Below are 23720 nucleotides of genomic sequence, written 5' to 3'. Positions count from 1 at the left end.
TCACCAGCCCGACGCGGTGTGGACGACGGCACGGACCGCCGGGTCGCCCCAGGCGAGTTCCCGGAGCAGGGCGGCGGTGCCCTCGTCCGGGTCGATCAGCTCGACCCCGCGCCGGGCGTACTCGCGGCCGAGTTCCGCCCCGACCATGCCGGTGTGCGTGCCGGAGGGCGCCCAGGGTCCCCAGTGCACGGTCAGCGCGCGGTGGCCGGTGCGTTCGGCCCAGTCCGCGCCGAGCACTTCCAGGGCGTCGTTGGCGGCGGCGTAGTCGGCCTGGCCGCGGTTGCCGAGGACGGCGGCGATGCTGCCGAACAGCACGGTGAACGCGGGCGCGTCGGGCAGGTCGTCCAGGGCGGCGAACAGCGCGGCGGCCCCGGCCGTCTTCGTGCCGTAGACCCGCTGGAAGGACTCGGGGGTCTTGTCGGCGATCAGCCGGTCCTCGATCACCCCGGCGGCGAAGACCACGCCGTCGAGCCGGCCGTGCTCGGCGTGGATCTCCTTGACCGCCTGCAGGACGGCGTCCCGCTCCCGGAAGTCGACCGAGCGGTAGCGGGCCTCGCTGCCGAGCGCGCCGAGTTCGGCGAGCGTGGTGGCGATCTCCCGCTGGGCGAGGATCAGTTCGGCGGCCCGGTTGATCTCGGCGGGCCTCGGCGCCCCGGGCCCGGCGGCCAGCGCCGCCCGCAGCTCGGCCGGGGTGCGGGCGGCCGCGGTACGCGGGTCCTCGGGCGCGGTGGGCGCGGGGGTACGGCCCAGCAGTTCGACACGGCAGCGGCAGGCACGGGCCAGCGTGGCCGCGAACCGCGCGGTGATGCCCCGGGCGCCACCGGCCAGCAGGACGACGGAGTCCCGGTCGAGACCGAGCGCGGCGGCCTCGGCGGCACCGTCGGCGGCGGGCCCGGCGCCGGTGGTGCCGAGCAGCCCGAGGGGTGCCGGCACCAGCTCGAATCCCCGGCGGACCCCGGCCGCCGTACGCAGTACGACGGGGGCGGCCGGCTCCGGGGCGCGCAGCTCGGCGAGCAGGGCGTCGGCGACCGCCGCCGGGGTGGTGTCCGGCACGGCGACGATCCGGGCGAGCAGGCCGGGGTACTCGCGGCCGGCGCTGCGGAACAGCCCGTCCAGCCCGGCCGCCCGCAACGCGGGCGCACGCTCGGCGGCCCGCACGGCGAGCAGTGTCCGCGGGCCGCACGCCAGCGCCGCCCGGAGCACCGGGAAGGCGTCCGGCAGCACCGGGAGGTCGGCCCCGGGCAGCGCGCCCAGGTACACCACACCGTCGACCGGGCCGTCGGCCGCGGTGAGGAGGTGCCCCTGGTCGACGGGCACCACATCGGCACCGTGCCCGGCGAGCCGGGCCGCGACCTCGGCCGCCACATCCTCACCACCGCCGACGAGGACGAAGCGCCGCCCGGACAGGTCGAGGTCGGCCGGGCCGGGCTCCGGAAGGGGCACGGGCCGCAGCTCACAGCGCCGGGGCGGCACACCGGGGACTACCGGGTGTTCCGGGGTGCGCGTGCCGGGGACCGGCGAGTTCTCGGGGGCTCGCCCGCCGGTGTACGACGCCTCCCCCCGCTCCTCGACGGGCTCGCCGCCGCCCCCGGCGCCCGTGCCGACCCGTGCCGTCAGCCACCCGGTCACCGCCGCCGCCGTACGCGCCTTGGCCAGTTCCTCCAGTTCGGCGTCGTCCAGGACCTCGGCGCCGCCGCCGATGCCCAGGCGTTTGGCGAGTTCGCCCGCGATCTCGGCGCGCTTGATGGAGTCGATGCTCAGGTCCGCCTCCAGATCGAGGTCGGGCTCGATCATGTCGACGGGGTAGCCGGTGCGTTCGCTGATGATCTCCAGCACGATCCGTGCCACGTCGTCCACCGGATCGTCGTTGACCGCCTCGGTCAACTGCGGTTCAGCGGGGGCGAGTTCGGGTGCTGCCTGCGGGGCCGGGACAGCCACTGGGGCGACCGGCGCCGCCGGTGCGGCCCCCGGCGCGGCCCCGAAGTAGGTGAGGAGCACATCGCGCTGGGCGGCGATCATCTCCCGGCTGGTGCGCAGGAATTCGGAGATCAGCGCATCCCGGTCGGCGGGGGTGCCGTGCGGCTGGTCGGTGGTCACGGTCGTCTCCATGACTCGTCGGGCCGGTGCGAGGGCACCGGGCAGAAGTGCTCCGTCGGCGGTGCGGACGAGGTGTCCGTCGACCGTCCAGCCGGGCCGTTTCGGTGCCGGGGTGCGCAGGGCGTCGACGGCGTCACGGCCCCGCAGCAGCCAGGCGGTGCGCACCGGCCGCCCGGCGACGGCGAGTTGGGCGAGTGCGTCGAGCCAGCCGCGCAGACCGCTGTCCGCCGACGGCTCGCAGACGACGGTGCGGTGCGGGCGGTCGCCGAGGGTCTGCCGTACGAGCCGGGTGAGCACGGCGCCGGGGCCCGCCTCGACGAAGAGCCGCGCGCCCGCCTCGTACATGGCCTCGATCTGCGCGGCGAAGGCGACCGGGGCGCCGATCTGGGCGGCGAGTTCGGCACGCACCGCGTCGGGTTGCGTGGGGTAGGGCGCGGCGGTGCGGTTGGCCCAGACGGGGAACTCGGGCGGCCGTACGGTCTTGTCGGCGAGGACCTTGGCGAAGCGTTCGCCCGCCGTGGCCACGAGCGGGCTGTGGAAGGCGCAGGCCACGGGGATGCGCCGCGCGCCGAGCCCGGCCGCGCGCAGCAGTCGTACGGCCGTGTCGATGTCCTCCGTCGGTCCCGAAATCACCGTCTGTTCAGGTGAGTTGAGGTTGGCGACGACGACCGACGCCGGCGCCCCGGCCGTACGCAGGGCGCTGGTGACGGTCTCGGCGGGGGCGCCGACGGCGGCCATGGTGCCGGGGTCGTCGCCGGCCACCGCCGCCAGGATCGCGCCGGCGCGTTCGCCGCTCAGTTCCAGCAGGGTCTCGGGGTCGAGGGCGCCGGCGGCGGCGAGGGCGACCAGTTCGCCGTAGCTGTGGCCGGCGGCCTGGTCGGGGTGGACGCCCGCGGCGGTGAGGAAGGCGTGGGCGGCGAGGCCCGCGATACCGAGGGCGGGCTGTGCGGCCCTGGTGTCGGTGAGAGCGGCCCGGTGCCGGTCGCGGGCGGTGTCGTCGAAGGCGGCCGGCGGGTGCAGTGCGTCGGCGTGAGCGCGGCCGAGGTGCAGGTAGTCGCGCAGTGCGGGGAGGGTGACCAGGAGGTCGGCGAGCATGCCGGTGCGCTGGCTGCCCTGGCCGGGGAAGAGGAAGGCGACCTGGCCGTCCACGGGGTCCGCGCCCCGGTGGATTCCGGCGGCCGGGTCGTGCTCGCCGGCGAGGACCCGCCGTAGCTGCCCGGTCAGTTCCTCGAGGTCGCGGGCCACGACGGCGGCCCGTACCGGTTCGTGTGCGGTGTCGGCGCGGCGGGCCGCGGCGAGGGCGAGGTCCCGCAGCCGCCAGGGACGGCCGTCGGCCTCGGCGGCCCGGAGGATCTCCGCCACCGTACGGTGGGCCGCCGCCGTGTCCCGGCCCCGGAACAGGAACAGCTCGCACGGCCAGTCGTCCAGGGTCTGCGCGGGCGGTACCGCGTCGCCGTGGGCGGCCAGCACCGCATGGAAGTTGGTGCCGCCGAAGCCGAACGCGCTGACTCCGGCGAGGCGTTCGGCGGCCGGTGCCGTCCAGGGCCGGGCCCGGGTGTGGAACGCGAAGGGGCTGTCGTCCTCCGCCCAGGCCGGGTTGGGCCGTTCCAGGTGCAGGGTGGGCGGGGTGACCCCGGTGTAGAGGGCGAGGGTGGTCTTGATCAGTCCGGCGAGTCCGGCGGCGCACTTGGTGTGCCCGATCTGCGACTTGACCGAGCCGAGCGCACAACTGCCGTGGGTGGCACCGGCTTCGGTGAACACCTCGCTGAGCACGGCGAGTTCGGTGCGGTCACCCACGACCGTGCCCGTGCCGTGGGCCTCGACGAGACCGACGTCCGCCGGTGAGACACCGGCGTTGCGGTACGCCCGCTCCAGTGCCGCCCGCTGGCCTTCGGGGCGGGGTGCGGTCAGGCCCAGGGAGCGGCCGTCGCTGGCGGAGCCGAGGCCCTTGACCACGCCGTAGATCCGGTCGCCGGCGCGTTCGGCGTCCGCGAGCCGTTTGAGGACCAGGCAGGCCACGCCCTCGCCGAGCGCGATGCCGTCGGCGGAGGCGTCGAAGGCGCGGGAGCGGCCGGTCGGGGAGAGCGCGTGGACGGAGGAGAACAGGACGTAGTCGTTGATGCCGTTGTGCAGGTCGGCGCCGCCGCACAGCACCATGTCGCTGGTGCCGGAGACGAGTTCCTTGCAGGCCACGTCGAGGGCGGCGAGGGAGGAGGCGCAGGCGGCGTCGACGGTGAAGTTGGCGCCGCCGAGGTCCAGCCGGTTGGCGATCCGGCCGGAGATGACGTTGGCCAGCATGCCGGGGAAGGAGTCCTCGGTCAGCCGGGGCAGCTGCGCCTCGATCCCGTCCGGGACCTTTCCGTAGTAGGCGGGGAGTACGGCGCGCAGGGTGACCGCGTTGGACAGGTCGCTGCCCGCCTCGGCGCCGAAGACGACGGAGGTCCGCGCGCGGTCGAACTCCCGCCCCCGCTCGCCGTATCCGGCGTCCTCCAGGGCCCGCCAGGCCGCCTCCAGGGACAGCAGCTGGACGGGTTCGATGCTGCCGAGGGAGGCGGGCGGGATGCCGTAGCGCAGCGGGTCGAAGGGGATGCGGGGCAGGAAGCCGCCCCACTTGGACGCGGTGCTGCCGGCGGTGTGGTGCACGGCCGGGTCCCAGCGCTCGGGCGGCACCTCGGTGACGGCGTCGCGTCCCGTGACGATGTTGGCCCAGAAGGAGGCGAGGTCGGGGGCCTGCGGGAACATGCAGGCCATGCCGACGATCGCGATGTCGAGTGGTGCGGGAGCCGCCGGCGGTTCGGCCGTGGGCACCGGGTCCGGGCGCGCGGCGCGCCGGGTGAGGAAGTCGGCGGCGCCGTCGGTGACCGCACGGTGCAGCTCGGCCACGGTGGTGGTCGCCGAGCGCAGGACGGCGACCTCGCCCGCCATGAACATCCCCTCGCTGAGCTGCCGTTCCTCACCGACCATTGCCAACTCACCGTCGCCGTCCCGCTCGACGCCCTTGCTGGCAATGCGCAACCGGCCGACGTTGAGCCGCTCCAGCCCCTCCCACACCTCGCGACCGGTCAGCCCCTGCGCTCGAAGCGCGGCCTCCCGGTCCCGGTAGCCGCCGGTGAAGGGGCTCGGCACACAGCGGGTGGCATGTCCGGGCGCGGTCTCCAGCAGGGCGGTCCCGGTGGCGGAGAGGACCTGCCGCTGGAAGAGGGGCCGGATGGCGCCGTGCGCGACGGCTTCCTCGGTGAAGAGGTAGGCGGTGCCCATGAGGACACCGACGGCGGCACCCCGGGCGGTGAGCGGCGCGGCGAGCGCGGCGACCATCGCGGCCGACCGCTCGTCGTGGACACCGCCCGCGAAGAAGACCTCCAGCTGCCGCGCCGTCGCGGGGTCGGCATCCTCCAAATAGGCGTCCATCACGGCCAGTTGGGCCTCCCAGAGCGGGAAGGAGGCCCGGGGTCCCACATGCCCGCCGCACTCGGACCCCTCGAACACGAACCGGCGTGTCCCGGCATCGAGGAACTGCCGCAGCAGCCCCGGCGAGGGCACATGCAGGAAGGTCCGGATCCCGGCCCGCTCCAGCGCCTCGGCCTGGGCGGGCCGGCCTCCCGCGATGACCGCGTGCGTGGGCCGCAGCTCCCGTACGGCGTCCAGCTGGGCGTTCCTGATCTCCTCCGGCGCGAAGCCGAGCACGCCCACACCCCAGGGCCGCCCGTCCAGCACGGCCCGCGCCTCGGTCAGCATCGCCCGGGTCCGCTCCCCGTCGGCCAGGGCCAGCGCCAGAAACGGCAGCGCCCCGCCCTCGGCGACAGCGGCGGCGAAACCGGCCTGATCACTGACCCGGGTCATGGGCCCCTGCGCCACAGGGAGCCGCGTCCCGAGCGCCAGGCTCATGGCCGAGCCGGGGCGGAGAACGGCGGCCGGGGCGGGATCGGCCACGGTGGGGTTCACGTCCGGTGCGCTGTGAGCCACGCCGCCGCTGCCCACCGGACCGGCAACCGCCCCGGCCTGGGGGGCCGTCGGACCGGCAGCCGACAGGGCATGGGTGGCCGTCGGACGGGCATCCGCCACAGCACCGGGCACCGCCGAACCGGCACCCGTCATGACGCCGGAAGCCGCCCGCCCGGTGCGTGCCGCATCGCCGGTCTCCACCGGACCAGCATCCGACACTGCGCGAGACGCCACAGGCCCGGCGTCCGCCGCACCGTCGTTCCCCGCCGGACCCGCATCCCCTACGGCACGGATCGGCACTGTTGCGGCATCCGCCGCCTCGTGCGTCCCTGCCGGACGCGCATCCGGCTCGCCATGGATCGCGGCTCGTTCGGCATCGGCCACGCCGTGCATCGCCCCGGAACCGGCAACTGCCGGGCCACGGACCACCGCCGGCTCGGCATCCGCCACGCCGTCGCTCCTTGCCGGGCCGCCTTCCGACACGGCGTGGGACGCCGCGGATCCGGGATCCGCGACGCCGTCACTCGCGGCCGGCCGGGCGTCCGTCGTACCGCGGGTCGCCACCGCTCGGGCATCCGCCGTTCCAAGGTGCGCCGCCGATCCAGTACCTGCCGCACCAAGGGCCGCCACAGGCCTGACACCCGCCACGCCGTGGATCCGCACCGGATCGGCATCGGCTGCCCCGTCGCCCCGCACGGAACCACCACCGGCCACCCCCTGGATCGCCGCCGACACCCCCCGCACCACCCGTCGTACATCCCCCCACCGTTCGGCGAACCGGGCGGCGAGGAAGCCGTCCTGGCCCACCGGGAGGAGTCGGGCGCGCGGGTCGGTGGTGGACAGCAGGGCCGCGACCGCCTCCGGGTCGTCGGCCGGTGGCTGCGGGGCGTCGGGGCCGCGGCGGCGCAGTACGCGGTGACCGCCGAGCAGCACGGTCTCCGAGCCGTCCAGGGAGCGCAGCGCCGCCCGGACCGCCTCGGGCAGTCCCGACTCGGCCAGCAGGGCCAGTTGGCTGTCGAGGACGACGCCGACCGCACCGCCGGCCACAGCGGCCGCCGCCGTACGCGGTCCGATGCCGCCGCACGCCCACACCGGAACCCCGTTCAACTCCTCGTCGGACAGCAGCTGTTGCAGCAGGACGAAGGTGCTCAGCTCACCGACCCGGCCACCGCTCTCGGCGCCCCGGGCGACCAGCCCGAGCGCACCCGCGCGGATGGCAGCGCGGGCCTGCCCGAGATCCACGACCTCCGCCAACACCCTGCAGGACGGCGGGAGTTCGGCTGCCCTCCACCGCGCGTCCGGGGTGAGGACAACCGTGTCGGGGGCGTCGCCGACGTCGGCCGGGGTCAGGGTGCAGCGTCCGGTCACCCGTATGCCGAAGGGGCCCGGCGCGGCCCGTCCGAGACGGGACAGTTCCTCGCGGCATCTTCGGTCACCGGTGCCGAGGTCGAGGATGCCGAGCCCGCCGGCGGCACTGGCGGCAGCGGCCAGCCCGGCGTCGGGCTCACCGAAGGGCGTGAGGCACAGGATCAGGTCATGGGCGCGCACAGGGGAGGTCATGATGCTCCGGCACGATCGGCGAGACAGCACGGTGGGGGGTGTGCGGCGGAACTCTCTGGTGCGAGGGCACCGGAACCTAGCGAGGTGTTACTCACGGGTCAATAACGTCGCGCCCTTTTCGCAGCCGGTGACGCCGATTCGGCCAGGTGATCGAATTCCGTGCAAGGACCGAAAAACATGGCGAATTCCGTCACGGGCGCGGGCGCGGGACCGCTCCGGCCCACGCGCCACACCACCTCAACCCCGGCAAAGCGTCCACCGCTTCACCGCGCACTTACCCGCCCGCAACGCGCCGGGACAGCCACACGAAGTCTGTAAATTCCGCATGACGTCATGCCCGTGGCTCGAACATGCTCAGCGGCCCGGCACATCAGCCGAGGAGCGTCCCCACGGCCGTGTGCGCGGCCGTGATCCCGCCCGTGACCTGCGGAAGGACGTCGCCCACGGCGGGCAGCGCGCCGCCGGGTGACCCCGACCCCGTACCGCCCTGGTCATGGTCGGCGCGCACCTGAGCGATCCGGGGCTCGTTCGCGTCCCCCGACCGCACCGACGGCTCCGGCGGCCCCGACGGCCCCAACTGCCCCTGCGTGTCAGGCATCTCAGGCAGGCCCGGTCCGCCGCCCTCGCCGTCCTCCCCCTTCGCCCGCCCCGGCTGCCCGACTCCCGGCCCATCGGGCGCCCCCGGCGAGCCGGCCGCGTCCGGCGCCCCATCGCCCCGCCCCGACGCACCCGCACCCCCACCCGGCTCCAGCACCCACCGCTCCCCCGCTGCCCCGTCCCTCTGCGCCAGTCCCACCCCGTCCGCCACTCCACCCGCGCCCGCAGCCGCAGCAAGCGCGAGCCCCTCGTGCCAACGGAGCAGGATCTCGCCGCGCACGGTGATGTCGTACGCCACCTCTCCCTCATGCACGAGGCATCCGGCCAGTACGACGCTCTTCGTCCCGGGGTCGGCGGCCAGGCACAGGGACGGATCGGCGGCGCTGCGCAGCAGTCCGTCGTCCTGGTACGACCACTGCTGCGAGACGCCGGACGAGCACGGCGCGAGCCGCATCCCGGCGCCCGCCTCGACCCGGCCCCCGCGCACGTCCAGGCAGCGCCCGGAGGCGAGTTCACGCAGGCTGCCGTGGGCGACCTCGAGCGGGTCGCCGGGATCGCCGACCGAGCCGCCCGAGCCGACCGAAGCGGCGGACGGCGAGGTCCGGGTGCCGCTCGGGCGGGCGGTGTGGCCGACGGGCGCGCCCCAGGTGGCGCCGGGCATGGGGACACTGTTGTCATCGGACCAGCTTCTGACCACGAGGACGGTGGCGAGCAGCGCGAGCGAGGTCAGTGCGACGCCGGCGAGCACGGCCGTACGGCGGCGGCCCCGGACCCGGACCCCGACCCGGTGCGATGCCGGCCGCCCGCCCCCGGCCGTACCGCCTCCGGCGCCGGCGTGTGCGGCAACTCCTCGGCGGCGCCGCGCCCGGGGCGCGAGTCGAGATAGCGGCGGGCGCCCCAGCCGAGCACGGTCTCGGCGAGCAGGAGGTCCAGTCCGCCCTCGAACCGGCCGATGGTGTCGGCGGCATGACGGCAGTACGGGCAGACCGTCAGATGCTGCCGCACATCCGGCAGCAGGGCACCGCCGCGGCGCATGGGGATGTCGAGGAGCCGGTTGTAGAAGCGGCATTCCTTCGTCGGCGCGAGTTCTCTGTGGGCGCGTACGCAACCCGCGCGGAATTGTTCCCGTACCTGCTCCAGGGCGGCTGTCGCGGTGGCCGGGGCGATGCCCAGCAGACCAGCGGGTATGTTTATCGGCTCCACTTCCACCTCGGTGTGCCACAGAAGGCATTGCGAGGCGCCGGGAAGGGCCCGGAATGCACGTTCGGCGAGCTGTCGCCTTTCCGGCGTTCCGGGCTTTGTGGCGCGCAGTCCGCGACCACCGGTGGGGCGGCGCAATTCCGGCAGAGCGGCGCAGGTTCCGTCGTCCGCCGCCCAGGCGCGGACGGTGTCGCGGACGGCGACGAGCAGGTGCGGGCGCAGCGCGCCGCCGACGGCTCCGCCCGCCATCCGCCCGAGGACCTGGTGGAAGGCGGCGGTGGCCACGAGCGGGGCCGCGGGTCCGGCGGAGGCCAGGCAGACGATGGCGTAGTCGCGCGCGGCCCGCCAGTGCCGGGCGAGCAGCAGGGCGACGGCGTGATGGCGGGCATCGTCGGCGCCGGCCAGCCGGGCGACGAGATCGCGGTCGGACTCGCCGCTCGGAGCGGGCAGGGGCGGATACGGTGGGCGTGGGGGGTAAGGGGACTGCACGGAACCATTTCCTTTCCAGCCGCAGAACCGCACGTGAAATGCCGTTCTGTCGGAAAGCAGTGATAGTTCCCGCGGGGATCCTCACCTTCGCACACGCGCCTCACAGGAAACAAGAAGCTGGATTGACCAGACTTCATATTCAGCGAAATACACAGGAGTTACCGCCGGTATCACATCCACAGCCGGTTCCCATGTTTCTCCGGGCGCACTCTCATCCGTGTGCCCCAGCATGGGCCGCATGATCGCCCCCACCCCCACAGCGGCCCCCGCCTCGCCCCGTACGGTCCGCAAGGCCGTCGTACCGGCCGCCGGACTCGGCACCCGGTTCCTGCCCGCGACCAAGGCCACCCCGAAGGAGATGCTGCCGGTCGTCGACAAGCCGGCCATCCAGTACGTCGTCGAGGAGGCCGCGGCGGCCGGCCTCGACGACGTCCTGATGGTGACAGGCCGTCACAAGCGCGCCATCGAGGACCACTTCGACCATGCCTTCGAGCTGGAGCAGGCGCTGGCCGCGAAGGGCGACACCGTGCGCCTGGACGCCGTACGCGATCCCGCGCGGCTCGCCGACATCCACCACATCCGCCAGGGCGACCCGCTCGGCCTCGGCCACGCCGTGCTGTGCGCCCGCCACCACGTGGGGAACCAGCCCTTCGCCGTCCTGCTCGGCGACGACCTCATCGACCCGCGCGAGACCCTGCTCAGCCGCATGCTGGAGGTACGGGAGCGGTACGAGGGCAGTGTGGTCGCGCTGATGGAGGTCGACCCGGAGCAGGTCCACCTCTACGGCTGCGCGGCGGTGGACCCGACGGGCGAGGACGGTGTCGTACGGGTGACCAGGCTGGTGGAGAAGCCGGCGCCCGGCACCGCGCCGAGCCGGTACGCGGTCATCGGCCGCTACGTCCTGGACCCGGCCGTGTTCGACGTCCTGGAGCGCACCCCGCCGGGCCGTGGCGGCGAGATCCAGCTGACCGACGCCCTCCAGGACCTCGCGGCAGGCGGCACGGTGCACGGGGTCGTCTTCGGCGGTCTGCGCTACGACACCGGCGACAAGGCCGACTATCTGCGCACGGTGGTCCGGCTGACCTGCGACCGACCCGATCTGGGCCCCGAATTCCGGCGCTGGCTCAAGGAGTTCGCGGCCGGCCTGGAGGACGGCGCGGCCGATGACGGCGAGGAGCGCCGGGCCGCCTGAGCCGGCCCGGCCACGACACGAGGGGTCGCTGACGGGCCCCTCTCCCCATGCCGTCCTAGCTGTTGGGACGCAGCGTCCAGACGACGGTCATCTCACCCGTCACCGCGCCGTCCGCGCGCCGGATCTCGATCGTCACGGGGAACTCAGGGCGCTGTCCGGCGTCGAGTTCGGCGACGACCTCGGCGGCCGGGCGGCCCAGGGTCGCGGTCGCGGTGACGGCGCCCATCGCCAGCTTCCTGTAGCCGATCTCGGCGCGGACGGCGAGTGGCACCGCGCGCGAGAGCTGGTCCCCGAAGGCGGCCAGCACGATGGCCCCGCTGGCCGACTCCCCGAGCGTGAACATCGCGCCGGCGTGCGGCCCGCCCACGTGGTTGTGGTACTCGCCCTGGTCCGGCAGGGACACCACGGCCCGGTCCCGGGTGGTCTCCAGGAACTCCAGGTTCAGCGTCCGGGCCATGGGCACGGTGGCGGCGAGCATCTCGCCGATCGACATCTGGTCTGCGCTCATGACCGTCATGTTACTCACGGGTAGCAGAAACTGACCAGCACGGATTCGTGACTGGCCGGACCGGAGGGAGCACCGGCGGCCCACTTCGCTACGACCCTGACGAGGGCCGGTGACCGAATCGTGTCCCTGACAGCACTAGGGTTACTGGCCATGTGGCCAGATCAGCAGCCGCCAGGGGGCGCGCAGAACCCGCAGCAGAACCCGTACCAGCAGCCGGGTTACCAGCAGCCGAACCCGTACCAGCAGCCCGGGTACCAGCAGTATCCGCAGGCAGGGCAGGCCGGGCAGGCAGGCCAGTACGGCCAGCAGCCGCAGGCCGGGCCGTACGGTCAGCAGCCGCAGTGGGGGCAGCCGCAGCCGCCCACCGTGCCCGTGCCGCAGCCGCCGCAGGGCGGTGGCGGCCGGACGAAACTGATCGCGATCGTCGCGGCGGCGGCCGTCGTGGTCGCCGCCGGCGTGACCGGATATCTGGTCCTCGGCAAGGACGGCAAGAAGGACGACACGGCGGGCAAGGGCGGCGGGCAGACCAGCCAGTCGCCGTCGGCACCGTCGTCGCCCTCCCCGTCCGTGACCGACGACCCGCGCGGCACCAGCACGGACAAGCCGACCATCGCCGGCTGGAAGGTCGTGGTGAACCCCAAGTGGGGCATCGCCTACGACGTGCCGTCGGACTGGACGGTGCAGTCCCCCGGCCTGGAGATCGGGTTCACGGACAACAAGGGCGACGGCACCAAACCGCTCGTCATCATGTCGGGCACCGCCGAGGACCAGCCCAAGTGGTGCACGTCGGACGACAACAAGGACGGCCGCCTCGACAACACCGCGCTGGCCGCCGTGGGCACCAAGGGCGCCAACGGAGCCAAGAGCGCGGACCAGGTCGCGATCAACACGCCGGCCTGGTGGGTCTACGGCGGCTACACCCAGCCGGACAAGAAGAGCATCACCTACGACAAGACGGCCAAGCAGTTCAAGACGGCCTCGGGCATCGTCGGCAGCTACGCCTGGGCCCGGTCGCACAACAGCCCGCAGAAGGGCAAGTCGAAGTGCGCCAGTGACGGAAAGGCCGTCACGTTCGGCTTCAAGAACTCACAGGACGACTACGTGTCCTTCAACTTCTACGGCGCCACGGGCGTCAGCAACGAAGTGCCGGACACGACCGTCATGAAGATCATGAGCACGATCCGTCTCCACGGGGACCCGCAAGGGTCATGACCGACCTCGGGCAGGACCACAGGTCGGCCTGAAGGGCTCGACGTACTCGGTGAACCTGAAGATCGCACCCGCCGACACCGCCGCGTTCGCCGTGCTGGACGCGGCGGTGTCGGCGGGGACGTGGGGGTGAAGGCGACAGCACGGACGCTGCCTCGCCGTCGCCGGCGCCCCGCGCTCCTTCCTCGACGTCAGCCACAGCCCGCCGCGCACCCCGGGCGAGGGCAGGCCGGCCGATCTCCGCGAGGGCTGGCGGGAGTTCATCGGGCGGCCCCGCTGTGAGGCATCGTCGTACGGTTCGCCAAGGCCGACGCGGTCCGCGGCCCGCTCGTCGCCCGCGACAGCCTCGGCGGCGCCGGCCTGGGGGCGACTTCGGACGTGGCCCGGCCGGTAGGCGATCCGTACGCGAATGGGTCCCCAGCCCGTGGCCGCCTCCCCCACCCCCTCAGCCGATGCCGAACGCCCCGTCGGGAGGCTCGGGTGAGGGCACGGCGTCCGCGTCCTCGACCGGGCGCGCCGTACCGATGAACTCCCGCAGCACGGTGCCGTGTTCGACCCGCGCCGGGAACGCGTCCGCCGCCGTACGACGGGCCAGGGTGGCGATGTCGAGGGGCCGGTGCGAGGCGACCAGCACCGCGTTGCCGAACCGGCGCCCGCGCAGCACACCCGGCTCGGCGACCAGCGCCAGCTCCTCGAACAGCGCGGCGAACGTGGCGAGTTGGGACCGCAGGAAGGCGAACGGCGCCTGGTCGGCGAGGTTGGCCAGATACACGCCGTCCGGCCGCAGCACCCGCTCGGCCTCGCGGGCGTAGGCGAGCGTGGTGAGGTGGGCCGGCACCCGGGAGCCGCCGAAGACGTCGGCGATCAGCACGTCGGCGTGATCGTCCGGCGCCCCCTCCAGCCAGGCCCGGGCGTCGGCCGCGTGCAGCGCGACACCCGAGCCCGCCGGCAGCGGCAGATGCTCGACGACCAGCTCCAGCAGCCCCGCGTCGGCCTCGACGACGTCCTGCCGGGAGCCGGGCCGGGTGGCCGCCACATACCGCGGCAACGTCAGCGCACCCCCACCGAGATGCACCACGTCCAGCGGCCGCCCGGCCTCGGCCGCGACATCCAGCACATACCCGAGGCGCCGCGCGTACTCGAACTCCAGATGCGCCGGATCATCGAGATCGACGTACGACTGCGGCGCCCCGTCGACCGTGAGCAGCCAGGCCCGCTCACGGTCGACGTCGGGCATGAGCTTGGCGGTGCCGTGGTCGGTGGTGCGGGAGACGGGTATCGATTCGTTCACTCATCCATTGTGGACAGTGATCACCGTGCCCGCCCCCACGGTCCGCCCGCCCTCACGGATGGCGAACCCGAGACCCGACTCCAGGGGAACCTCCCGTCCCAGCTCGACCCGCATCTCCACGGTCTCGCCGGGCCGGGCGACGCCCACCTCGCCGAGGTCGACGTCCCCCACCACGTCCGCCGTACGGATGTAGAACTGCGGCCGGTACCCGCTCGCGACCGGCGTCGTACGACCGCCCTCGCGCCCCGAGAGCAGATACACCCGCGCCGAGAACCGCTGGGCCGGCACGACACTTCCCGGAGCCGCCACGACCTGCCCGCGCCGGACCGCGTCCCGGGGCACGCCCCGCAGCAGGACCGCCACGTTGTCCCCGGCCTGGGCCTCCGCCATCGGCTTGCCGAAGGTCTCCAGGCCGGTGACGACGGTCTCGACGTCGGCGCCGAGCACGGACACCCGGTCACCCAGGCGGAGCGTGCCCCGCTCCACCGCGCCCGTGACCACCGTGCCCCGGCCGGTGATGGTGAGCACGTTCTCCACCGGCAGCAGGAACGGGGCGTCCAGGTACCGCTCGGGCATGGGCACGTACGTGTCCACCGCGTCGAGCAGCGCCTCGATCGACGCGGTCCAGCGCGGGTCGCCCTCCAGCGCCCGGAGCCCGGAGACCCGTACGACGGGTACGGCGTCCCCCGGGTAGCCCTGCGCCGTGAGCAGGTCACGGACCTCCAGTTCGACCAGGTCGATGAGCTCCTCGTCCTGCGCGCCGTCCGCCTTGTTGAGCGCGACGACGACGTGGTCGACGCCCACCTGCCGGGCGAGCAGCACGTGCTCGGCGGTCTGCGGCATGATCCCGTCCAGCGCGGAGACGACGAGGATCGCCCCGTCGAGCTGCGCGGCGCCGGTGACCATGTTCTTGATGTAGTCGGCGTGGCCCGGCATGTCGACGTGGGCGTAGTGCCGGGTGTCGGTCTCGTACTCGACGTGCGCGATGTTGATGGTGATGCCGCGCGCGGCCTCCTCCGGGGCGCGGTCGATCCGGTCGAACGGCACGAAGGTGCCGGTGCCGCGCTCCGCGAGGACCTTGGTGATGGCGGCGGTCAGGGTGGTCTTGCCGTGGTCGACATGACCCATGGTGCCGATGTTCAGGTGCGGCTTGGTGCGCACGTAGGCCGTTTTGGACATGGCTGTACCTCGAAGCCTCTCAGCCGTGGAGAAGAAATCGGGACCCCGAGAACCGGCCGACCCTCCCCCTGCGGGGTCCGCCGGACGTTCCGGGGAGGGTCAGCTTCGGGCGCCGTCGACGGCGGCCACGACATACAGGACGGCAGCCTTCGGCGCATCCGCGACGGCGGATGCTGCGAGGAGGAAGGCGTACCGGAACATGGCGTCGATCATCGCCGACACCACGCCCGGCGTCGAACGATTTTCCCGGCGGGCGCCGGTTGCATGCCCCTTCGTACGGGCGTTGCCTGGAGGTACGGGCCAGCGCTCGACGCGGAGGTGACACACATGAAAGCCGTCGTCTACGAAGAGCCCTTCAGCGTGACGGTGAAGGACGTCCAGGATCCCCGGATCCAGCACCCCAACGATGTGCTCGTACGGGTCACGTCGTCTGCCATATGCGGCTCGGACCTGCACATGTACGAGGGCCGCACGGCGGCCGAGTCGGGCATCGTCTTCGGGCACGAGAACCTCGGCATCATCGAGGAGGTCGGCGGCGGCGTGACGTCCCTGTCCAAGGGCGACCGGGTCGTGATGCCCTTCAACGTCGCCTGCGGATTCTGCAAGAACTGTCTCGCCGGGAAGACCGGCTTCTGCCTGACGGTGAATCCCGGATTCGCCGGCGGGGCCTACGGCTATGTGGCGATGGGCCCGTACAAAGGCGGCCAGGCCGAGCTGCTGCGGGTGCCGTACGCCGACTTCAACTGCCTGAAACTGCCCCCGGGCGAGCAGTTCGAGACCGACTTCGTGCTGCTCGCCGACATCTTCCCGACCGGCTACCACGGCTGCGAACTCGCCCAGGTGTCCCCCGGTGAGAGCGTGGCCGTCTACGGCGCCGGACCGGTGGGGCTGATGGCCGCCTACTCGGCGCTGCTGCGCGGCGCGTCGAAGGTGTTCTCGGTCGACCGGGTGCCCGAGCGGCTCGCCAAGGCCGAGGGGATCGGAGCCATCCCCATCGACTTCACCAAGGGCGACCCGGCGGCGCAGATCAAGGAACAGACCGGAGGTGAGGGAACCGACAAGGGCGTCGACGCCGTCGGCTACCAGGCCCAGGCACACGACGCCAGCCACGAGGAGCCCGCGATCGTCCTCAACGAGCTGGTCGAGACGGTCCGGCCCACCGGCATGCTCGGCGTGCCGGGCCTGTACGTGCCGTCCGACCCGGGCGGACCCGACGATCACGCCAAGCACGGCCAACTGCTCGTCTCCATCGGCAAGATGTTCGAGAAGGGCCAGCAGATGGGCACCGGCCAGTGCAACGTCAAGCGGTACAACCGCCAGCTGCGCGACCTGATCATCGCCGAGCGGGCCAAGCCCAGCTTCGTGGTCTCCCACGAGCTGCCGCTGGAGCAGGCGCCGCTGGCGTACGAGAAGTTCGACAAGCGGATCGAGGGCTACACCAAGGTGGTCCTGCACCCAGGTCACGCGCTCGCCGCGTGAGCACACGAGACGGGTCCGGGCGTCGTGGGTGCCCGGACCCACCCTTGACGGCGATCACACGCGTGCGTCGGTTAATGTCACCGGATGCTCGATGCCAACCTCTCTGGCACCGCCACAGCCTCTCCGGGACTCGCCGCCCGCTGCTCGCGCGCGTTGCTGTCCCCGTACGCCCGGCTGTCACTGCTGCTCGCCCTGCTCGCGGGGGCCGGGGTTTGTGTACTGCTGTTCGAGCCACAGCGGCTGTTGACGCACGGCTGGGCGCCGCAGCTCGGCGGGGCCGCGGCGGCCGTGGTGTTCGGGGCGGCGTACGGGCTGTGCACCGTGGCGTTCGTGCCGCGGCCGTTGCTCAACCTGGCGGCGGGCGCGCTGTTCGGCTCCCAGCTGGGACTGGCGACGGCGCTGGCGGGCACGGTGCTCGGGGCGGGCGTGGCCTTCGGGCTCGGCCGGCTCCTCGGGCAGGACGCGCTGCGACCGCTGCTGCGGGGCCGCTGGCTGAGGGCAGCCGACGGGCAGCTGAGCCGGCACGGGTTCCGCTCGATGCTGGCGGCCCGGCTGTTCCCGGGGGTGCCGTTCTGGGCGGCGAACTACTGCGCGGCCGTCTCCCGTATGGGCTGGTGGCCGTTCCTGCTGGCCACGGCCGTCGGATCGATTCCGAACACCGCCGCCTACGCGGTGGCCGGCGCCCGCGCCTCCGCGCCGACGTCCCCCGCCTTCCTGATCGCGATGGCCGGCATCGCCGTACCGGCACTGCTGGGCACGGTGGTGGCCTGGCGCAAGCGCCACCACCTGCGCGGGCACTGAGGGTCAGACGCCCTCGAGGATCATCGCGTTGGCGAGTCCGCCCGCCTCGCACATGGTCTGCAGGGCGTAGCGGGCGCCGCGTTCCCGCATGGCGTGGACCAGGGTGGTGGTGAGCCGGGTGCCGCTGGCGCCGAGCGGGTGGCCGAGAGCGATGGCGCCGCCGTGTGTGTTGACCTTGGCGAGGTCGGCGCCGGTCTCCTGCTGCCAGGCCAGCACCACACTGGAGAAGGCCTCGTTGACCTCGAAGAGGTCGATGTCGTCGATGCTCAGCCCCGCCCTGCGCAGCACCTTCTCGGTGGCCGGGATGACCCCGGTGAGCATCAGCAGCGGGTCGGAGCCGGTGACGGCGAAGCTGTGGAGACGGGCGAGCGGGCGCAGGCCGAGGCGGGCCGCGGTGTCACTGGAGGTGATCAGAACGGCCGAGGCGCCGTCGTTGATCGGGCTCGCGTTGCCCGCGGTGACGTTCCACTCGATCTGCGGGAAGCGCTCGGCGAAGCCGGGGTCGTAGTAGGCGGGCTTGAGGCCGGCGAGGATCTCCGGGGTGCTGCCGGGGCGTACGCACTCGTCGCGGGCGACGCCGTCGAGCGGGGCGACCTCGGCGTCGAACAGGCCGTTCGCCCAGGCCTGGGCCGCCTTGTGGTGCGAAGAGACCGCGAACTCGTCCATCCGCGCGCGGGTGAGCGACCACTTGGCCGCGATCAGCTCGGCGCTGACGCCCTGCGGGACCAGGCCCTCCGGATAGCGCTCGGCGACGCCGGGCCCGAACGGGTCCTTGCCCGCGGGCACGTTGGACCACATCGGCACCCGGCTCATCGACTCCACACCGCAGGCGACGACGAGGTCGTAGGCGCCGGAGATGACGCCCTGCGCGGCGAAGTGCACCGCCTGCTGGGAGGAGCCGCACTGGCGGTCCACGGTGGTCGCCGGGACCGACTCGGGGAACCCGGCCGCGAGGACGGCGTAGCGGGTGGTGTTCATGGCCTGCTCGCCGACCTGGTCGACGGTGCCGCCGATGACGTCGTCGATGAGCGCCGGGTCGACACCGGAGCGCTCGACCAGGGTGCGCAGGGTGTGGGCGAGGAGCTGCACGGGGTGGACGTGGGCGAGGGAGCCGTTCGGCTTGCCCTTGCCGATGGGGGTGCGTACGGCTTCGACGATGACTGCGTCTCGCATGGTGCGGGCCTCCCACGATGGCCGGAGCGATTACTGGTGAGTAGGAAATCCGAACTCACCATAGCTCGGTGAGTTGGAAAATCAAACCCTCCCCTACACTGAGGCGCATGGCCGCCACGAAAGACCCGCGCCCCTGTTCCATCGCGGACGCCCTCGCCCTGGTCGGCGAGAAGTACTCCCTGCTCGTCCTGCGGGAGGTCTGCCTGGGCAACGGCCGCTTCGACCAGCTCGTGCGCAACATCGGCGTCCCGCGCGACATCCTGGCCGCCCGGCTGCGCCGGCTCGTGGACGCCGGGATCCTCACCAAGCGCCTCTACAGCGAGCGCCCGCAGCGCTTCGAGTACCGGGCCACGGCGGCGGGCCTGGAGCTGGAGCCGGTTCTGATGACGTTGAAGGAATGGGGCGACCGGCACCTGCACAACGGCACGGACCTGCCCATGGTCGTCGAGCACATCTGCGGCCACGAACTGGTCCCGGTCGTCACCTGTCGGGCCTGCGGCGAGGAGGTCCACCACCAGGACGTCACGGCCCACCCCCAGGCCCCGGGCTGGACGGTCACGGGCCCCACGGCCGCATGACCCCCGCCCGAGGTACGTCCAACCCCTGATTCCGTGCTGTCGCCCGGGCCCGCTACGCTGCCCTCGTCATTTGATCACTTCTTTACCTGACAGCACTTGGACGCATTACCTCCATGTCTTGGTTTGAATCCCTCGTCCTCGGACTCGTCCAGGGGCTGACCGAGTTCCTGCCCGTCTCCTCCAGCGCGCATCTGCGGCTGACCGCGGCGTTCTCCGGCTGGGACGACCCCGGTGCGGCCTTCACGGCGATCACCCAGATCGGCACGGAGACGGCGGTGCTGATCTACTTCCGCAAGGACATCGGCCGCATCCTCTCGGCCTGGTTCCGGTCGTTGTTCGGCACGGCGCTGCGCCAGGACCACGACGCACAGATGGGCTGGCTGGTGATCGTCGGCTCGATACCCATCGGCGTGCTGGGGGTGACGCTCAAGGACCAGATCGAGGGCCCGTTCCGCGATCTGCGGATCACCGCGACGATGCTGATCGTCGTCGGCCTGGTCATCGGCATCGCCGACCGGCTGGCGGCCCGCGACGAGACCGGCGGCCGGCACCGGGCGCCCAAGCAGCGCAAGACGCTGGAGAACCTGGGCGTCAAGGACGGCCTGATCTTCGGCCTGTGCCAGGCCTGCGCCCTGGTCCCCGGCGTCTCCCGCTCCGGCGCGACCATCAGCGGCGGCCTGTTCATGGGCTACCGGCGCGAGGCCGCGGCCCGCTACTCCTTCCTGCTGGCCATCCCCGCGGTGCTGGCCTCGGGCGCGTTCGAGGTGAAGGACTCGGTCGGCGCGGGCCAGGTGGCCTGGGGCCCGACCCTGTTCGCGACGGCGATCGCGTTCGCGTCGGGATACGCGGTCATCGCGTGGTTCATGAAGTGGATCTCCAACAAGAGCTTCATACCGTTCGTCTGGTACCGCGTGGCCCTCGGCATCGTCATCATCGCCCTGGTCTCGGCGGGCGTACTGAGCCCGCACGCGGCGGAATCGGCGAGCTGAGACAGTCCCGGCGACGGTGACCAAGCCCATACGTTCTGCGTAGCCGGGCGGTAGCGCAGTGTCAGTCCTGCCCCTAGGCTGTCCGCATGTCCCCCGAATTCCCGACCTCTGGTTCCGTGCGGTCTGCCGCCGAGGTGAACGAGCAGATCCGGGCGCTCTGGCGGCGCGCGGGCGGCACCCTGTCCGCCCAAGAGCGCCTCGAATACGAGCTGTTGGTGGTCGAGTGGGCCGAGGCGATCCGCGAGCAGGTCATCAAGGCGGCCTGAGCGGCACCTTCCCCGTGCACGTCCAGGCGAGCAGATGCGTGAGCGTGTCGCCGGCCAGGGGGTACGGCCGCTCCGGCGGCAACAGCGCGACAGCCCGCGCCGCCGCCTCCCCGGCGAGACCGAGCTGCAACGACCGGTAGGGCAAGGGGTTGTGGTGCAGATCGCGCTCGGGATCCCACTGGACGCGGGCCGGAGACTCCCTCAACTTCCGCTTCCAGGACGCTTGATCCAGGTCGAGCCTCGTTCACAGTCCTCTTTGCGGCCGACGGCACCTCGCGGGATCAACGCTGAGAAGGGCGACCACGTGGGCACGGCAGGCCGGCAAGCCTCGGAGACCATCTCACGTGGCCGGTCCGAACGCTGTCACGCGGAAGCCACCACCTCGCCCGCCATGACCGCGGGAGGGTTGGGAAGCAGCGACACAAGGTTGTCCCGCACGAAGTCCGCAGCCGTCGAGATCGATTCTTCAGCACCGGCCTGGTCCTGGAAGACGCTGGTCGAGACCATCACTCCGTCCCCGACATCGATCCAGTAGTAAGCCACGAAGCCGGAGACTTGGCGCATGAGCGGCACGAACCCCTCGTTCACGAGACGTGCCGCCTCGACCGAATCGGTCACCCCTTCGTACCGTCGGACTGCTGCGTACATCCCCAAGCTCCTCACGGCGTTCTGGTGCGTTCTCGGCTGAGACGTCGTACCCCTGCGACGGCTGTCTGGCTCATGAGGCGTCCGGCAATCACCTGAAGGGCCGCCTTGGGCGATCCGAACGGCGGCAGCCGGCCCGGACGCAAGGCCCGGCGCAGGGGCGCCACGAGACAGCCTCGAACCTGGAGCAGAGCAACCTGGGCCGGTGGCCTTTGCGGCAAAGCGTGATCACCGATGTTGACCCTGCACACGGGCCATGCACACAATCCGCGGGCTCGCGACGCCCGCGGGCTCACGGGGAGGGACACCATGTGCGGCAATTGCGGTCACCGCGAGACCATCGCTGCGCTCGCGCGAAATCCTGCGGCGCCGGCCGGGGTCTTGATCAGAATGCTGTGCGAGGAAGCCAAAGCGGCCTGGGACATGATCGCCTGGCGCGGTCTGCCGGACGAGGTGGTGAACGCCATCGTCGCGCATCCCGACCACAGGCTGCGGGCAGCGTTCGCTGCGAACCCCGCCGTGACGCCGGAACAACGCGCCCGGCTCGTGGACGATGCCGATCCACGGGTCCGCCATGCTCTGGCCGCCGGACCCGACTGGTTCCGCATCCCCGTGCAGCCACTGCCCCTCTCCACCCAGCAGCGCCTGCTCGCCGATCCGGAACCGCGGGTCCGCCGAAGCGCAGCCTTCTGCCGCCACACAGCTCCCAGCCTGGTCGCCGGGCTTGCCGACCACCAGGACGCGGACCTTCGCCAAGCAGCCTGCGGCCAGTGGACCCTGCTTTCCGAGGACGCGCGAAGTCGTCTGCTCCGCGACGCCGATGACAAAGTACGCCAGGCGGCCATGATGGAGGCGTGCCGCGGTGACGCGGGCTGTACGGACCTTCTTCTCAGTGCAGGAATCGGCCGCTTCGCCAGGCAGGATGTGATCCGGTACGGCGCCATGAGGTCGGCGACCGCCGAACAGCTCGCGGCAAGCACGGAGGAAGAGGACCGGCGGGAGCTGGCGACCAACCTCAACGTTCCCATCGACATCGTCAGGACATTGGCGAACGACGACGCGCACAGCGTCCGGCTGGCGGTGTCTGTGCGACCCGAACTGACAGAGACCGAACGTACCGCCATCGACATCACCATCAAGCCGTCCGACCGGCTCCATCCCGTCGAATGGGTTCGCCTCTGCGCTGATCCCGACGTCCTGCGCCAGTGCGCCACATCGTCCAACACCCTGCTACGGCGCAGCGCCGCCTACAGCCGGCACCTTCCTGCGGACGCCGTCGACCTGCTCTCCAAGGACGACGACTACCCCGTGCGACTCCTGCTGTGTGAGAACCAACCGACCGTCGACGGCGAGGTGGTGCTCCAGACGTATCTGAACTGCGAGGTCATCACCAAGGGCGATCTCCTGCGCCACCCGAACTTCCCGCGCACGGGCAACGGACAACGCTTCGCCGACGACCCGGACCCGGACAAACGGTGGCTGGTGGGACTCGACTCCGAAGCACCCGTCGGCACAGTGGTCCGGCTGCTGGCCGATCCCGACGCGCGTGTTCGTGCCATGGCAGCCGCGCACCCCGCGCTGCCGGTGGACCTCATCCTCCGAAGCTGCCGGAATCCGGAGACCGCCATCCACGCCCTGAGTAACCCAAACCTTCCGGCAGAGACCATGCACCAGTACCTGGACGATGCGGGCATCCCCCGCTGACGCGGACCGGATCAGGGACGCGGAGCATGTCCTTGACACCCGCAGCGGCGTTGTCGGTCCGCCCGCGAGCTACCGGCGAGTCCACAGGGACAGATCGCTGCTCGTCGCTACGGCAAGGGTCTGCCCGGAGGGCGAGAATCCAGCGGCACGGAGCTCGGAGTAGGTGGAGTGGAAGATGTGCCACCAACGCTCCCCGTACGGACCGGAGTGAGGCAATCCGCCGTCGCGGGAGAGCAGGACACGCTCGTTCGGCCAGGCCGGGGCAACGACCTCCAGCTTCCAACCGTCTCCGCTGGTGGTGTGCAGCTCTCCTCCGAAAAGCCCGGCGATGCGCACCCTGCTTGCGGCGACCGGTCCCAGTCCAGGACACGACAGAGCGGGATCCGCGTCGCGGCTGTCGTCCTCGGGGTCAGGGTCACGATCCCGCGCGATCTTCTCTCCCGTGACGGCGTCGAAGAGACCGTGACCGTCGTGCGAGACGACCATCACCAAGTCCTGGCCGGTGCCGGGGTGCGAGGCGAAGCCGATCCCCAGAAGCCCGCCGACCGGGGCATACGCGATGCGCCTCCAGGGCTCGGGGGCCTGTACCACCGGGGCGGCGAGAAGCCTTTGCCTCATCGCCTGCTGGTAGGTGGAAAGCTCCGGCCCAGGGCCTGGCTGCTCGACCGGAGGTTCGCTCTTCGTCCACTTCGGCCCGGAGCCCATGGATCCACCGTGGGACAGATCGTTCATGGGGCACAGCTTCGGCCGTACGCCGGCGTCCGCACCACCGAATAACCCGGCACGCCCTCTTGGCTCTTCACCTCCGATGCCCAACACTG

Annotated in this window: 17 protein-coding genes and 2 pseudogenes; 9 read left to right on the top strand and 10 right to left on the bottom strand. The window is 72.3% G+C overall.

The genetic code is table 11. The features are described 5' to 3' along the window. The 3 genes from ACH47Z_RS31495 to ACH47Z_RS31485 form a co-directional block, all read right to left on the bottom strand. Nucleotides 1–7599 (bottom strand): SDR family NAD(P)-dependent oxidoreductase, encoded by a 7599-nt coding sequence (locus ACH47Z_RS31495; RefSeq protein ID WP_399079721.1) that lies wholly within the window; start codon nt 7597–7599, stop codon nt 1–3. A gap of 370 nt (nt 7600–7969) precedes the next feature. After that, nucleotides 7970–8944 carry a ricin-type beta-trefoil lectin domain protein gene (locus ACH47Z_RS31490; protein ID WP_399079719.1) on the bottom strand — a complete coding sequence of 325 codons (975 nt, stop codon included), beginning with the start codon at nt 8942–8944 and terminating at the stop codon, nt 7970–7972. Next, the gene (locus tag ACH47Z_RS31485; RefSeq protein WP_399079717.1) at nt 8923–9885 is read right to left on the bottom strand and encodes a hypothetical protein; all 963 of its coding nucleotides are present in this window, start codon (nt 9883–9885) and stop codon (nt 8923–8925) included. The genes ACH47Z_RS31490 and ACH47Z_RS31485 overlap by 22 nt, the downstream gene beginning before the upstream one ends. A 229-nt stretch (nt 9886–10114) precedes the next feature. On the opposite strand from ACH47Z_RS31485, the gene galU reads away from it, so the two are divergent. Then, nucleotides 10115–11077 carry a UTP--glucose-1-phosphate uridylyltransferase GalU gene (galU, locus tag ACH47Z_RS31480; RefSeq protein ID WP_399079954.1) on the top strand — a complete coding sequence of 321 codons (963 nt, stop codon included), beginning with the start codon at nt 10115–10117 and terminating at the stop codon, nt 11075–11077. A gap of 55 nt (nt 11078–11132) precedes the next feature. Here galU and ACH47Z_RS31475 read toward each other — a convergent pair whose 3' ends face one another. Further along, on the bottom strand, nt 11133–11585 hold the full coding sequence (locus ACH47Z_RS31475; RefSeq protein ID WP_399079715.1) for a DUF4442 domain-containing protein: 453 nt from the start codon (nt 11583–11585) through the stop codon (nt 11133–11135). 150 nt (nt 11586–11735) lie between these two features. On the opposite strand from ACH47Z_RS31475, the gene ACH47Z_RS31470 reads away from it, so the two are divergent. Beyond that, nucleotides 11736–12797: a hypothetical protein gene (locus tag ACH47Z_RS31470; protein WP_399079713.1), complete on the top strand. Its 1062-nt coding sequence runs from the start codon at nt 11736–11738 to the stop codon at nt 12795–12797. 154 nt (nt 12798–12951) lie between these two features. Continuing rightward, nucleotides 12952–13154: pseudogene (locus ACH47Z_RS31465) on the top strand (MFS transporter); the annotation flags it as partial. 85 nt (nt 13155–13239) lie between these two features. Here ACH47Z_RS31465 and ACH47Z_RS31460 read toward each other — a convergent pair. Together ACH47Z_RS31460 and tuf are read right to left on the bottom strand one after the other, a co-directional pair. Continuing rightward, nucleotides 13240–14085 (bottom strand): spermidine synthase, encoded by an 846-nt coding sequence (locus tag ACH47Z_RS31460; protein WP_399079710.1) that lies wholly within the window; start codon nt 14083–14085, stop codon nt 13240–13242. Continuing rightward, nucleotides 14086–15264, bottom strand: a complete 1179-nt coding sequence (tuf, locus tag ACH47Z_RS31455) for an elongation factor Tu (RefSeq protein ID WP_399079708.1) — start codon at nt 15262–15264, stop codon at nt 14086–14088. It lies immediately after the preceding gene. 327 nt (nt 15265–15591) lie between these two features. Here tuf and ACH47Z_RS31450 point away from each other — a divergent pair, with 327 nt between their 5' ends. Together ACH47Z_RS31450 and ACH47Z_RS31445 are read left to right on the top strand one after the other, a co-directional pair. Further along, nucleotides 15592–16743: a glutathione-independent formaldehyde dehydrogenase gene (locus ACH47Z_RS31450; RefSeq protein ID WP_399079706.1), complete on the top strand. Its 1152-nt coding sequence runs from the start codon at nt 15592–15594 to the stop codon at nt 16741–16743. A gap of 84 nt (nt 16744–16827) precedes the next feature. After that, nucleotides 16828–17544: a TVP38/TMEM64 family protein gene (locus ACH47Z_RS31445; protein ID WP_399079704.1), complete on the top strand. Its 717-nt coding sequence runs from the start codon at nt 16828–16830 to the stop codon at nt 17542–17544. A 3-nt stretch (nt 17545–17547) separates the two neighbouring features. Here the strand turns inward: ACH47Z_RS31445 and ACH47Z_RS31440 are convergent, their stop codons facing one another. Beyond that, a complete protein-coding gene (locus tag ACH47Z_RS31440; protein WP_399079702.1) occupies nt 17548–18717 on the bottom strand; it encodes a thiolase family protein in 1170 nt (389 codons plus the stop codon). A gap of 107 nt (nt 18718–18824) precedes the next feature. On the opposite strand from ACH47Z_RS31440, the gene ACH47Z_RS31435 reads away from it, so the two are divergent. From ACH47Z_RS31435 to ACH47Z_RS31425, 3 genes are all read left to right on the top strand, one after another. Continuing rightward, on the top strand, nt 18825–19295 hold the full coding sequence (locus tag ACH47Z_RS31435) for a winged helix-turn-helix transcriptional regulator (protein WP_399079700.1): 471 nt from the start codon (nt 18825–18827) through the stop codon (nt 19293–19295). A 113-nt stretch (nt 19296–19408) separates the two neighbouring features. Further along, nucleotides 19409–20284, top strand: a complete 876-nt coding sequence (locus tag ACH47Z_RS31430; protein ID WP_399079698.1) for an undecaprenyl-diphosphate phosphatase — start codon at nt 19409–19411, stop codon at nt 20282–20284. An 86-nt stretch (nt 20285–20370) separates the two neighbouring features. Then, entirely contained in the window at nt 20371–20550 is a 180-nt protein-coding gene (locus ACH47Z_RS31425) for a hypothetical protein (protein WP_399079696.1), read from the top strand. Here the strand turns inward: ACH47Z_RS31425 and ACH47Z_RS31420 are convergent. Continuing rightward, nucleotides 20537–20779 (bottom strand): annotated as a pseudogene (locus ACH47Z_RS31420) (DUF4291 family protein); the annotation flags it as partial. The gene ACH47Z_RS31425 and the pseudogene ACH47Z_RS31420 overlap by 14 nt on opposite strands. Before the next feature lie 134 nt (nt 20780–20913). Next, the gene (locus tag ACH47Z_RS31415; RefSeq protein ID WP_399079694.1) at nt 20914–21198 is read right to left on the bottom strand and encodes a hypothetical protein; all 285 of its coding nucleotides are present in this window, start codon (nt 21196–21198) and stop codon (nt 20914–20916) included. Between the two features lie 306 nt (nt 21199–21504). On the opposite strand from ACH47Z_RS31415, the gene ACH47Z_RS31410 reads away from it, so the two are divergent. Then, complete coding sequence (locus tag ACH47Z_RS31410; RefSeq protein ID WP_399079692.1) at nt 21505–22899, top strand: hypothetical protein; 1395 nt, start codon at nt 21505–21507, stop codon at nt 22897–22899. A gap of 69 nt (nt 22900–22968) precedes the next feature. On the opposite strand, the gene ACH47Z_RS31405 is transcribed toward ACH47Z_RS31410, so the two are convergent. Then, entirely contained in the window at nt 22969–23631 is a 663-nt protein-coding gene (locus ACH47Z_RS31405; RefSeq protein ID WP_399079690.1) for a hypothetical protein, read from the bottom strand. Nucleotides 23632–23720 lie beyond the last annotated feature (89 nt).

Source organism: Streptomyces sp. NPDC020192 (assembly GCF_044388685.1).
Classification (GTDB): domain Bacteria; phylum Actinomycetota; class Actinomycetes; order Streptomycetales; family Streptomycetaceae; genus Streptomyces.
This window is presented reverse-complemented; position numbering and strand designations above follow the sequence as displayed.